At 41.5% G+C, this 12943-nt stretch carries 13 protein-coding genes and 1 pseudogene; 9 read left to right on the forward strand and 5 right to left on the reverse strand.

Features of this window, described 5'->3' with window-relative positions:
• From ACSLGF_RS16495 to ACSLGF_RS16515, 5 genes and pseudogenes are all read left to right on the forward strand, one after another.
• A partial coding sequence (locus ACSLGF_RS16495) for a T7SS effector LXG polymorphic toxin (protein WP_456007236.1) occupies positions 1–1351 on the forward strand: 1351 nt, incomplete at its 5' end.
• A gap of 14 nt (positions 1352–1365) precedes the next feature.
• Positions 1366–1875 (forward strand): hypothetical protein, encoded by a 510-nt coding sequence (locus ACSLGF_RS16500; protein ID WP_456007238.1) that lies wholly within the window; start codon positions 1366–1368, stop codon positions 1873–1875.
• 445 nt (positions 1876–2320) lie between these two features.
• Positions 2321–2896: pseudogene (locus ACSLGF_RS16505) on the forward strand (EndoU domain-containing protein); the annotation flags it as partial.
• 14 nt (positions 2897–2910) lie between these two features.
• Positions 2911–3222, forward strand: coding sequence for a hypothetical protein (locus tag ACSLGF_RS16510; RefSeq protein ID WP_456007240.1), 312 nt, complete (start codon positions 2911–2913; stop codon positions 3220–3222).
• Positions 3223–3320: 98 nt separating this feature from the next.
• Positions 3321–3542, forward strand: a complete 222-nt coding sequence (locus tag ACSLGF_RS16515) for a hypothetical protein (protein WP_099728442.1) — start codon at positions 3321–3323, stop codon at positions 3540–3542.
• 246 nt (positions 3543–3788) lie between these two features.
• On the opposite strand, the gene ACSLGF_RS16520 is transcribed toward ACSLGF_RS16515, so the two are convergent.
• The 4 genes from ACSLGF_RS16520 to ACSLGF_RS16535 form a co-directional block, all read right to left on the reverse strand.
• Complete coding sequence (locus tag ACSLGF_RS16520) at positions 3789–4052, reverse strand: response regulator (RefSeq protein WP_456007242.1); 264 nt, start codon at positions 4050–4052, stop codon at positions 3789–3791.
• 98 nt (positions 4053–4150) lie between these two features.
• A complete protein-coding gene (locus ACSLGF_RS16525; RefSeq protein WP_456007244.1) occupies positions 4151–4720 on the reverse strand; it encodes a GNAT family N-acetyltransferase in 570 nt (189 codons plus the stop codon).
• Positions 4721–4796: 76 nt separating this feature from the next.
• Positions 4797–6074 (reverse strand): Nramp family divalent metal transporter, encoded by a 1278-nt coding sequence (locus ACSLGF_RS16530; protein WP_456007246.1) that lies wholly within the window; start codon positions 6072–6074, stop codon positions 4797–4799.
• Positions 6075–6419: 345 nt separating this feature from the next.
• The gene (locus tag ACSLGF_RS16535) at positions 6420–6680 is read right to left on the reverse strand and encodes a GlsB/YeaQ/YmgE family stress response membrane protein (protein WP_099728438.1); all 261 of its coding nucleotides are present in this window, start codon (positions 6678–6680) and stop codon (positions 6420–6422) included.
• A gap of 154 nt (positions 6681–6834) precedes the next feature.
• Between ACSLGF_RS16535 and ACSLGF_RS16540 the strand changes: the two genes are divergently transcribed.
• On the forward strand, positions 6835–7665 hold the full coding sequence (locus ACSLGF_RS16540) for an EcsC family protein (RefSeq protein ID WP_456007248.1): 831 nt from the start codon (positions 6835–6837) through the stop codon (positions 7663–7665).
• Between the two features lie 227 nt (positions 7666–7892).
• Here the strand turns inward: ACSLGF_RS16540 and ACSLGF_RS16545 are convergent, their stop codons facing one another.
• The gene (locus tag ACSLGF_RS16545; protein WP_456007250.1) at positions 7893–8993 is read right to left on the reverse strand and encodes a TRAP transporter substrate-binding protein; all 1101 of its coding nucleotides are present in this window, start codon (positions 8991–8993) and stop codon (positions 7893–7895) included.
• Positions 8994–9060: 67 nt separating this feature from the next.
• Here ACSLGF_RS16545 and ACSLGF_RS16550 point away from each other — a divergent pair, with 67 nt between their 5' ends.
• The 3 genes from ACSLGF_RS16550 (at position 9061) to dctP (ending at position 12753) form a co-directional block, all read left to right on the forward strand.
• A complete protein-coding gene (locus ACSLGF_RS16550; RefSeq protein ID WP_456007312.1) occupies positions 9061–10680 on the forward strand; it encodes an ATP-binding protein in 1620 nt (539 codons plus the stop codon).
• The gene (locus ACSLGF_RS16555; RefSeq protein ID WP_456007252.1) at positions 10677–11360 is read left to right on the forward strand and encodes a response regulator; all 684 of its coding nucleotides are present in this window, start codon (positions 10677–10679) and stop codon (positions 11358–11360) included. Before ACSLGF_RS16550 ends, ACSLGF_RS16555 begins: the two co-directional genes overlap by 4 nt.
• A gap of 124 nt (positions 11361–11484) precedes the next feature.
• Positions 11485–12753, forward strand: a complete 1269-nt coding sequence (gene dctP, locus ACSLGF_RS16560; protein WP_099728433.1) for a C4-dicarboxylate transporter DctP — start codon at positions 11485–11487, stop codon at positions 12751–12753.
• The last annotated feature ends 190 nt before the right edge of the window (positions 12754–12943 follow it).

Genomic DNA, 12943 nt, shown 5'->3' on the forward strand with positions numbered 1-12943 from the left:
TGGTACACTTGATGATACAAGTTTTGGCGGCGATACCTTTGTGGAAGAACACTTTTTAGACAACGCTGTTCATATGGGAATCAAAAACGCCAAAAGTATTGTGAAGGATCACAAAAAGGCACTCAAAACCATTTTTCAAGACATTGATGACCTCATTTCTTTGGAGGTATTTGATAGCCAAACCTTTGATGAAAAGATCGCAGATGCAGAAGACGAGCGGAAAAAGACGGTTAAAGATTTAATAGAACTTGATCAAAATTTAAAAGATGAATATGCTTTGTCAGAGACTGAGCAGAAGGCTACAATGGCATTGTACGCAGAAATGATGAATGCGACAAATGACGGAAAATCCATTTCGCCTATGAATTTTGACAAGAAAGCGTATCAAAATAGTGAAATCTACAAGGCAAAAAGCGATATTGAGAAGCAAACTTCTGAATATCTTAAAATTAAAAAAGAACAAGAAGAAGCCCGCGAGATCGCGAAAGAACAGGAAGCCCTCGCCAACCGTCCTTGGTATGATAAAGCCCTCGATTATGGCGGAAATATCGTCAATGAGCTGACAGGTGTGAACGATGCAAAAAGCGCCGCAACAGGCGTTGATCCGATCACAGGTGAAGAACTTACCGCAGGACAGCGAGTCGCCGCAGGCGGCATGGCAGCGGCAGGCTACATCCCAATCGTCGGCTGGGCAGGCCGCATATTCAAAGGCGGAAAAGCTGTCTATAAAACGACCCAAGCCACATCAGCCGCAGTCAGAGCAGTCGACATTTACAAGACATCGCAAAAGTCCTTTGACGCCCTAAAAACATCTCAAAAAGGCTTATATGGCCTCACCGCAACCAACGGATTTAGCGAAGCGATAACGGGTCGAGACATGTTTGGAAATAAGGTTTCGAAAGAACAGCAGGAAGCGAGCATGAACGCGGCACTTGGAATTCTTTTACCGTTTGGGGCGAAAGGGTTTCATGGGAAGATGGGGGTTAAGAGTACTGTTAAAAATGTAGATAATGGTACAGTGTGGAAGAATATAAAAATTACTCAACCACTTTATGAAGGTACAAAAATCCCAAAATCCTTTGAATTAGCAACAGCAGGTGGAAAGTTCTGGGTACATCCAAATGGAACAAAACATATGGTCGAGTATATAACAAGAGATGCGACTACACATGGTATGCCGATAAATAGTCAAACTTTATTGTCGAGTTTCCAAAGCTCTGTTAACAATGCTGCTAAGCAAGGAATTAAATATGAAGAAATTATGAAGATAGGTAATTGGGAATTAATATTTAGTAAACCCCGTGGAGACGGATTACTACCAGTAATAAAGCATGCTGTGTATATGCCTTAGAAGGAGACATGATAATGTTAAAAGTAACAGAATATAAAGACAGTCAGCCTATAAATATTGAATATGATCTTTATACACCGATTAATATAGAATTCGGTAGTTGGAATATATCAAAAGAGCCAACGATATATTGGAGAACTGGAGATTTCAAGAAATCTCTAATTGAAATAGGCATAGGGAAATATACAGGCAGCCTTCGTTCAATTACACTAACATTAAGTGAGAATGTACACAAAATGGAAAGTTTGAAATTTGATCTGAAAGATATAAATATGATTAAAGGCGCACCAAATTTTCAAGTAGAAGAATATAATGATATGACCTATATAGACGAAGAAGGTAAATTAGACGTATATATAGGGATAGATAAGGTTTTGATTTCATTTTCAGAAAATGATGCTTTGTCTATTTTACAAAATGATACAGTAGGATTTGCTTTAGATAAAGATGAAGTAGTTTGTGGCATTATAATAAGTGATATGTTAGAACATGAAAAGAAAACATTAGAAGATGCATTGAATTAGATTATTGTGAAATACAAAAAAATTTAACCTTGATTGGCTAAATGCCTTTCAAGGTTTTTGGTGTTTATTTGACTCCATACCGGAGGAAAACTTTTCTGTCAAAACCACCGTATGGCGAGCAGCACGAACTGAATATTTTTGTCCAGAAGGGAGAACCTGCGGACGTTAATCAATGAGCACAATATGTCCCTTGATCGGTGTCTTTCCCTTATCAAGAGTGTATCTGACTACGAACAAAGGTGTTGATGAATGTATTCATACGATAGGGACGTTCTGAGCCTGAATAGCAGTTGGTCTACGGCATTGAGGGCAGTATTTCATTTTATGATCGACTGTACTTGGCATCCTCTTGGAGTGTAGTCATCATTGAAAAATCTATTTAAACGAAGAGCGTAAGGTGGTGCTTATTTGGCAATTAGAGTTTGAGTATGAAGATCAGAGGTTCTTTATCCTAGCGATTACGGGAAGAGATATGTTTGGGAACAAAATCTCAAAAGAGCAATAGGAAGCCAGCATGAACGCGGCGCTTGGAATGCTTTTGCCGTTTGGGGCGAAAGGGTTTCATGGGAAGATGGGGGTTAAAAGAACAAGTGGTTTAAGTAAAATACCTGAAAATAGCATTAAACATTCTGATAAAGGAGACTTCACAACAAACCCTAAAACAGGGGATATTTCAAAAATGAAGGGTGGGGGGCACGGACAAAGCAACATAAAATTCTTACAAGAAAATAATATAGAATATAATATAAATAAAGTATATGAGAACGGTGTAAGGGTAGGTAATGTTCCTGGTCATAAGGTGAAAGCAAAACGAACAGGTTCCAACCAATCATGGTTTCCAGAAAACTGGACAGAATCTGACATTACATCAGCGGGTGCAAAAATTGCTGAATCACCTGATTTTTCTAAAGTGGAAAATGGAGTGACTATTTTTGGTGAATATAAAGGAGTAAGGGTTGGAGTTATTAAAACCAATGGAGAAGTAGGAACCATTTTTCCGGATGCTACAAAACAACCATAATTTGGAGGGTCAATATGGACATTGAAAATAGATTAAAAACGATATTAGATAAAAGAAAAAAGTTAGATTTAAATGATGATTACGGTATACAAAAAAGTTGGGATGAAATAATAGAAGTTCTTGGAGAAAATGAAGAGAGAACATTAGACTATTTAGATCATTGCAGTAAAGAAGATTTATATTGGATAAGCGAAGTGTTTGAAGACATATCAGAAGTTTTACAAAGTAAGGAATTAATTAAATGTTTGCGTAGATTGGATAAAAAATATCCTGAATTAGAGATGAAACAAGATATTGATATAGCAGAAAGCTATATTGAAGACTAAAATTGTAACATTTCCCCCTAATCATAGTGCCTCTCTCCACTTAACCGGAAATAATATGTTAAACTAATCCAATCACAACAAAAAAAGGGGAATAAAACATGCTATGGATTTTCACACAAAACCAGCAAAGCCTGGTCCAAGTCAATGAAGTCACAGTACAGGGGAAAAAAATTGAAGGGATCATGGGAAATGATTCTTGGACAAAGATACTCGGCAAGTATGACTCAAATGATCGAGCAGCAGAGATCCTTCAAGACATTGTGAAGACGATTGAAGAAAATCAAGGTGCATCTATTACATACCGAATGCCTCATCAATAATAAAGAAACCACCTTTCCCTCGAGAAAAGGTGGTTTCAGCGTGTAGACAAACCCTCGCATTCGGTGTCAGTTCTGCGTTCCGGTGCTCACGAATGTCAAATTCGCTCCGTTCCAGTACTCGTCCTTCCTAGAATTCAAAGGTTTTCTATCACGCTGAAAAGAAGACAAAGGGCTAAAATAAAGATCATTTTAGCCCTTTGTCAAACAATCTAAAACCACCTTTCCCTCGAGGAAAGGTGGTTTTGTTTATGATGGTGTTTTTGTAAAGGCTAAGAATAATGGAATGCCTGTGCCGACAAGTGTTGTGGCAAAAAGGAACATACCGCAAATGAATAGAAAATGACTGGCTGAAAAGACGAGTGCCATAATAAGAAAAACGATGCTGAGTCCTGCCATGCTATACGATGGGACAAAGCGGCGTTTGTATGTGGCTTTCTTTGTTAGGATTGAGAAGAAAATGCCAAATAATAAAGGGACAATCCATAAGTAAAATAAAATAATAAGAGACATACATCATACCTCGATTTTTCCTTCTATTTTATCAGATGCCGATTACAACGGATACCATAAAGCTTCACTTTGTAAAATCATTCATGTAATTGACACAATTAAGTGGACTGATTCATCGAATGCGTTTTTTGTGTCATATATTCAGGCTGTAAAAGTGCGTACACACAATGATCGGCAAAGCGGTCGCCCAGCCATTCACATTGTCTTAAAATGCCTTCAAGAGAGAAGGAAAATCGCTCTGCGATGCGTCTGCTCTTCTGGTTATCGACAGCGGCTCTGATTTCAATGCGGTGCAGTCCGCACTCTTCAAATAAATATTGAATGACGGCTTTACAGGCTTTTGTCATGATGCCTTTTCCTTGATAGCCTTCTCCGAGCCAATAGCCAATAGAAACGGTACGGTTGATCCAATGAATTTGGTGGGTGCCAATGATGCCGACGAGTTCTCCATGTGACCATATGCCCGCTTGGAAGCCGTTGTTCTGCAAGGCTTGCTGCATTGCGCCTTGAATGAACGCCATGCTGTCTTCTTCTGTTTGCGTTGTATCTACCCAAAGCAACCATTCACGTAAATGCTCTCTTGACCGCTGAATGAGCAGATACAAACTTCTTGCGTCTCTAGGCTCAAGCAGCCGCATGGATAGATCTTGATCCTGATAAAAAAACATGTGCCCACATCCTCTCAGGGAAAATTAATTCTATCATAACCAAATGGAAAGAAAAAGACAGCATCATCACTGTCTTTTACATAAACGTATCCACAATTAGAAAGAGATTGAGTGCTACAACAAGAGCTGCTATCACCCAAGATATTCCTGTCACCCAGCGTGCATTCGTCAAATCGCCCATAATTCGTTTTTTACTTGTAAACAAAATGAGTGGAATTAAAGCAAAGGCTATACCAAAAGATAAGACCACCTGACTCATCACAAGCGCAGATGTCGGATTCACCCCGGATGCAATGATCGCAATAGGGGGAATGATGGTAATCAACCGGCGTACATACAGCGGGATCCGGTACTGAATAAATCCCTGCATTATAATATCGCCTGACAGTGTACCGACAGAAGAGCTGGAAAGCCCGGCTACAAGCAGACCTACACCAAATAAGATGGCTGATACAGGACCTGCGAGTGTACCAAAATGCTGAAACGCAACATCCAGATCCTCAACAAAGAGACCATTTTTATAAAATAAAGCGGCTGCTACAATCAACATGCTGGCATTGATGGCCCCAGCGACTAGCATGGCAATAAGGATGTCTAAAAACTCAAAGCGGAAAATTTGTTTTTTCTCTTTTTCTGTTCTGCCGACGACTCGTCTTTGGGTTAAAGCTGAATGTAAATAAATCGCGTGCGGCATCACAGTAGCACCTAAAATGCCAGCTGCAAGCAGCACACTATCTGTTCCATCAAACCTCGGAATGAAAAGTCCGCCTGCGACACTTGCGATATCTGGCTTTGCGACAAAGGTTTGCACAGCAAAAGCGATCACTACAACGAACAGCATACCAGTGATGCCTGCTTCTAATGCTCGATATCCTCGTCTTTGCAGCTCTAAAATCGCAAATGATCCGATGGCTGCAATAATTGATGCTTCAAGCAGCGGGATACGAAAGAGTAAGTATAAACCAAGTGCAGCCCCGATAAACTCAGCTAAATCTGTGGCAATTATCACGAGCTCGCCCTGAATCCATAAACCGATGGAGACGGGCTTTGGAAACTCTTCACGTGCGATTTCAGGTAAATTTTTACCCGTCGCTATTCCAAGCTTTGCGGACAAGGATTGGATAAGCAAAGCCATGAGATTCGATATGAGAATGACCCATAAGAGAAGATACCCGTATTTTGAGCCAGCGGCAATATTGGTGGCGAAATTCCCTGGATCAATATAAGCAATAGCTGCGATAAAAGCAGGGCCGAGAAAAGGAAGGAGCCTTCTAAATCCTTTGACCTTTCCTTCAAGTGCACGCTCAGCAGCCGCTGACATGTGTGCCTGTGCCTTGATGTATTTGTTTGTCATATGTCATCACCTAGATTCTACAAAGTTTTGCTGGGGCACAAAAAGTTTCCTCTATGCAATTTTTAATCATCATATGCCCATCTCCATGAAAAGTCAACTATCTGAACTAATAGGTTTGTTTATCATATGTAAGTGAAAAAAATAGATGCAATGTCAATCAATACATAAAAAAACACCGCCTCTTAGGCGGTGCCAGCGTGTAGACAAACCCTCGCATTCTTTGTCAGGTCTCCGCTCCGGTACTCGTCCTTCCTAGACTGCAAAGGTTTTCTATCACGCTGAAAAGAAGACAAAGGGCTAAAATAAAAATCATTTTAGCCCTTTGCTTCCTCTGTTTTCGTTTTTTTAAGAAACCCTTGATCCAACACTGCGGAAGATCAGGCTTAAAATAATAACAAAAATAGCTGCTCCTAAGATCGCTGGAATGATCGCAAAGCCTGCAATACTAGGACCCCACGTTCCAAGTAATCCATGACCAATCCAAGCGCCTGCAAGCCCGGCAATCATTGAACCTATCCATCCTCCTGGTACACTACCTCCAGCGAGTGCACTGCCGATGAGGCCAATGACAATCGCCACAACTAATGAAATAAGAAATCCTAACATGTTGATCACTCCTCTTTTGATTGTTTATTAAGCAATAACCGTTTTGAAAGGGTTTAAAACCTCTCGGAACCGCTTCGATGTTTGATACGTATGATGGACAAGGATTGTGTATAATAACAGACAAATACCGAACGGCATCTAAGGAGGAAATGGTATGGAGGAAAGAGATTGGCTAAAAGCACAATTAAAGGAGATTGAAAAATGGGAGAAAGAACAGCAGAAGGTGTGCTTTTGGGAGAAACTCAGTCGGCTTCCATTTCAAATGCTGGACAAGCTGACTCCTGCCTTTATTCAGAAAAAAATCGGTGTGCTACTAGATGAAATGGGGCATTACATTCAATCAGGTGGCGCCTATTTGACATCAGAAAAAGGCATCATCCATCAATTTCAAAAGAAATGTGCTGACGAATCGATTCAGCGCATAGAAGATATTGAAAAAGCCCCTATTGAAGTCATGGATGCCATTAGTGAACATATGGGGAAAAACAGAACGAATATCGCCACGGTGCAAGGTGCGACAACAGGTGTCGGCGGCATGTTTACATTAGCGGCAGATATTCCTGCGGTGCTGGGCCTTTCCTTAAAAACATTACAGGATATTGCCGTCACCTATGGCTATGATCCTAAAAACAAGGAAGAACGGGTATTTATCATTAAATGTTTACAGCTGAACTCTGCTGATGTCGTTGGGAAAAAGTCGATACTAAAAGAGCTGAAGAGCTGCCATGCGTCCGAAGGAAAGCACGAAAACATGATCTCTCAAATTCAAGGATGGCGTGAAGTGGTCTATAATTACCGAGATTCGTTTGGCTGGAAGAAGCTGTTTCAGCTTGTCCCAATTGCGGGGATTTGGTTTGGAGCAGTCTCCAATCGCTCGCAGTTAAAAGGAATTGCCGAAACAGGCATGATGCAATATCGAAAGCGCAGAATTTTAACAAGATTACAAGAGCTCACGCAGCAAGAACAGAGTGAGTCGGGTGCATAAAGAAAATCCCTTTTCTCAAAGGGCTTTCAGCGTGTAGACAAACCCTTGCATTCTTTGTCAGGTCTGCGCGCCGGTGCTCACGAATGTCAAATTCGCTCCGCTCCGGTGCTCGTCCTTCCTAGACTTCAAAGGTTTTCAATCACGCTGAAAAGAAGACAAAGGGCTAAAATAAAGTTCATTTTAGCCCTTTGTCAACAATCTGAAATCCCTTTTCTCAAAGGGATTTTTTATTTGGTCTTATCATCATCTTCTTGAAAAGCTTGGATAGGAGAATGGTCATAACGTGCCCGCAGCTCGCGGATCTGTTTGATCAGGGTGGAACCGATTGTTTTTTCGGCTTCATCATACAAAGGATCAAGGGCTTTCACCCATTTTTGCCTCTCTGCTGGCGTTAATTCGTGGATCGCAATCGGAGATTCCCGTTTAATGTCCTCCAGCTGATCATGATTCATCTGTTCTGCATGTTTCTCGTTCCAAGCCGTTGTTTCTTCCATCGCTTCAAGTAAAATTCTTTTCGTTTCGGGTGTCTGGCGGTCAAAGAAGGCTTGATCTGTTAAGACAACATACCCTAAATACCCGTGATTACTGATCGTCATATAGTCTTGTATATGATAGAATTTTTTTGAATAAATATTTGAAATTGTATTTTCTTCACCGTCTACTTTTTTTGTTTCTAACAGCTGAAATGTCGAATTAAACGATTCCTGATAGGGCTTTGCGCCAAGAAGTTTGAACTGTTTTTCAATCATGTCGCTTTGCATAATGCGGAGAGATTGATTTTTTAAATCACCAGGCTGTTTGATTGGTCCTTTATTAGAGGTAATTTGCTTAAAGCCATTTGTCCAGTAGGCCATTCCTTTTAGACCATCTTTTTGCAGCGTGCCGAACAATTTCTGTCCAATCGCACCGTGTAAGCCTTCTTGAACAGCATCATAATTAGAAAAAGCAAAGGGAAGATCAAGTGCCAGCCACTCAGGGGACAGCATGCCGAGCTTCGAGGTAGACGGAGCAATAAATTGTACTTGATTCTCTTTGAGTGCATTAATCTCTTCAATATCAGAATAAAGGCTCCCGTTTGAGAAAATTTGAATGCTGATCTTTCCATCGGATTTCTCATGCACGAGCTCAGCAAATTTCTTTGCGGCAAGTCCTTTTGGTGTATTGTCTGCTACGACATGGCTAAATTTGAACACAAGCTGATCCTTCAGCCCTGTCTGTTCATCATCGAATATAGTCGCTGATTTAGGCATCATATGATAAAAGCCAAAGTATAAAGCGGTTACAAAACCGATGATTAGCAATAGCGTATAAGCAAGTAAATTCTTCATGCGTCAGATCCCCCTTATGTCAAGCATACTTGACAGAGGAAGAATTCGTAAAGATACAGGTGAAAAAATGATGAGAAATCGATTGAAATTACAACAACTATCTATTAGGTGGAAGCTCACCATTTTGACATATTTCGTTGTCATTTTCGCCCTTTTAATCGGAGGAATTGTCCTTGTTGGGGGAATCCAGCAAACGGAGGAACGAGAGCTGCGAAAAAGACTCATGAATACAGCGAGAACAGTGGCTGAGATGAATGAGGTGAAGCAGGCGTTAGCGGATCAGACAAAGGAACGTTCTCGATTACAGCATGCGATCGAAGAGATTCGGATTATTCAAGACGCTGACTACATTGTTGTCATGGATATGGATCATGTGAGATTAACGCATCCAGTGAAAACAAGAATTGGCCACCGCTCAGAGGGGACAGATGAAGAGCCGGCTTTTGCAGAGCATATTTATTTCTCAGAAGCAGAGGGAGAGCTTGGAACAGCCATCAGAGCTTTTTATCCAGTGAAGGATGAAAAATTTAACCAGACAGGTGTTGTCCTTGTAGGAAGGACGCTGCCAAGTATGGCAGATATATTAGGAAAAATGAAGCAGGATATCCTCATGATCCTGCTGCTGACGCTCAGCTTTGGGCTTGTGGGTTCATTTTTGCTCGCCCGTCATATCAAACAGCAAATGTTTAAGCTGGAGCCGCACGAGATTGTCAGAATGCTAGAGGAACGCACCGCCACCTTCCACTCCATCAATGAAGGAGTCATCGCCATCGATAATCAGCACTTGATCACCATTTTTAATGAGAAGGCGAAGCAAATTTTTGGAGTGACAGGTGATGCAGTAGGCCGGAATATTTGGGAGGTGCTGCCCGACACGAGACTTCCTGAGATCATTGATCGCGCAGAACCAGTCTACAATGAAGAGATTCATATGAGCGGAAAGCGGATTATGAGCAGCCGGATTCCGATTGTGATGAAAAAGAAGATGATCGGAGCAGTCGCCATTTTTCAGGACCGGACAGAGGCTGCTAAATTAGCAGAGGAACTAACTGGGGTCAAGAACTTTGTTGACGGCCTGCGGGTGCAGAATCATGAGCATATGAATAAGCTTCATACGATTGCGGGATTGATTCAGCTTGGCAAAGCCGATCAGGCGCTCGACCTTGCGTTTCAAACGACAGAAGAACAGGAACATGTGACGGATTTTCTTCACCGCGTCATTCAGCACGATGCCGTCGCAGGTTTATTGATGAGCAAGATCAGAAGGGGCAAGGAGCTTGGCATCAAAGTCGAAGTGGATGAAAATAGCTGTCTGCGCGATTTTCCAGAGCGGCTAGATCAGCATGATATGACGAAGCTGCTTGGCAATCTGATTGAGAACGCCTTTGCCTCGTATGATACTGTAGAAAGAGAAACGAAACTCATTTCGATTAGTATTGATCAAACGGAGGATGTTCTCGCGATTTTGATTGAAGACCATGGCTCCGGGATAGAAGAGGAAATGATTCCTCATATCTTCGATAAAGGCTTCACATACGGTAAAGAAGGCGGAACAGGCTATGGCCTGTATATTGTCAAAACGATGATCGACAAAGGGATGGGGAACGTAGAAGTCACATCAAGCATCGGCATTGGTACCACCTTCTCAATCGAATTCCCAATGACAATAGAGGAGAGAGACAGATGACTCAGATTAAGGTGCTATTAATTGAAGATGACCCGATGGTGCAAGAAGTGAATAAAGAGTTCATTATGAGTGTTCCTGGCTTTCAAGTAGCGGCTGTAGCAGGGAATGGCGAACAGGGCATCCAGCTGATCAAAGAGATTCGTCCAGACCTCGTGGTACTTGATGTCTATATGCCGAAGAAGGATGGCGTCAAAACGCTGCAAGACATTAGAAAGCAAAAGATGCAAGTGGATGTGATTGTAATTTCTGCAGCGAAGGACAAAGAGACAATTGGCGTCATGCTCCAAAATGGTGCGCGAGATTATATCATCAAACCGTTCAAATTTGAACGAATGAAAGAATCACTTGAAAGCTATAAAGCATTTAAATCGAAAATTCGTACCGCAGCAGAATTTTCTCAGGAGATGCTGGATGATATCATACGAAAGCCTGCCGTTAAGCAGGAAGGTACATGGCTCCCTAAGGGGCTGAATGTGCATACGATGAAGGAAATTAAAGCCTATATGAGGTTGCAGGAAGGCGCGCAGTCTGCAGAGGAAGTCGCCAATGCACTTGGTATTGCCCGTGTCACGGCACGCAGGTATTTAGACTTCCTAGTGAAAGTAGGCGAGCTGAAATTAGATATGCAATATGGCGGGGTAGGACGGCCTGTTAATAAATATATCGTACATTCTGACTAAGAGACCAAAAAGACCAAAATGTACGATATGTTCATAAGCTTCACAGCCTTTGATGAAATCGCTATCATTTATCTACAGATAACAGTTAAGCGTTTACATCAAAGGGTGAGGGAGTTGATTTTTTATGAAAAGGCTTTTTAAGAACCTGACATTTCAGGTCATTGCAGCTGTCATGATTGGGATCATTGTCGGAATGGTTTGGCCAAACGTCGGGAAAGAAATGAAGCCGCTTGGTGACACATTTATTAATGCAGTCAAAATGGTGATCGCACCAATCATTTTCTTAACCATCGTTCTTGGTATTGCCAAGATGGGTGATATGAAAAAGGTCGGGAAAGTTGGGGGAAAAGCATTTATTTATTTTGAAGTCGTTACAACGCTTGCTCTGGTCATCGGTCTTTTTGTTGTCAATTTCATGAAGCCGGGAGCAGGTCTTGACTATAGTAAGCTTGAAAAAGGGGATGTTTCACAGTATACCCAAAATGGGGGACAGGGTATCGACTGGATGGAGTTTGTGACACACATTGTGCCTTCTAACATGGTAGATGCCTTTGCGAAGGGAGATATTTTACAGGTCTTATTCTTCTCTATTTTATTCGGTGTTGCGCTTGCTGCACTTGGTGAGAAGGGGAAAGGAATCATCGAATGGCTTGATAAGCTGTCACTTGTCTTCTTCAAAATCATTGGATATATCATGCGTGCCGCGCCACTCGGTGCATTTGGGGCAATGGCCTATACGATCGGACACTTTGGTTTGGCTTCGATTAAACCGCTGGCGAGTCTGATGCTCTCTGTTTATATGACCATGTTCCTGTTCATCTTCGTTGTGCTGAACATCATTTGTAAAATGTATGGTTTCAGCCTGTTCGGTTATCTACGATTTATCAAGGATGAAATTTTAATTGTCCTTGGCACAAGTTCTTCAGAATCAGTGCTACCAAGAATGATGGATAAAATGGAACGATATGGATGTTCTAAGTCGGTTGTTGGACTTGTCATTCCAACAGGTTATTCCTTTAACTTAGACGGAACTTCAATATACTTATCGATGGCCGTGGTCTTCTTAGCACAAGTTTTTGGTGTGGACTTATCCATCGGTCAGCAGATCACGATTATCCTTGTTCTGATGCTCACATCAAAGGGAGCAGCTGGGGTAACAGGAAGCGGATTTATCGTGCTGGCATCTACACTTGCTGCACTTCAGGTCATTCCGCTTGAAGGGCTTGCACTGCTGCTTGGTGTTGACCGATTCATGAGTGAAGGAAGAGCCATTACAAACCTGATTGGAAATGGAATTGCAACCATTGTTGTAGCGAAAAGTGAAGGTGAATTTGACGAAGCGAAGAGTAAAACAGCGCTTCAGGAAATGCGGAATATCAAGCAAGCCGTTTAGTATAAAAAACAACCAAAAACCGAAACCTTATGTTCTACATGGGGTTCGGTTTTTTCTTGTGATGAAAAGAAAAAACAGAAAAGCTTGATAAAATTAGAACGAATCGTAAGACCTCATTGACCTTTTGTTATATAATTTACAGAAAGATCCGATATAATGTATATCAGATACGATGAAAAATAGACTTTAG

This window comes from Bacillus sp. A015, from assembly GCF_053851875.1.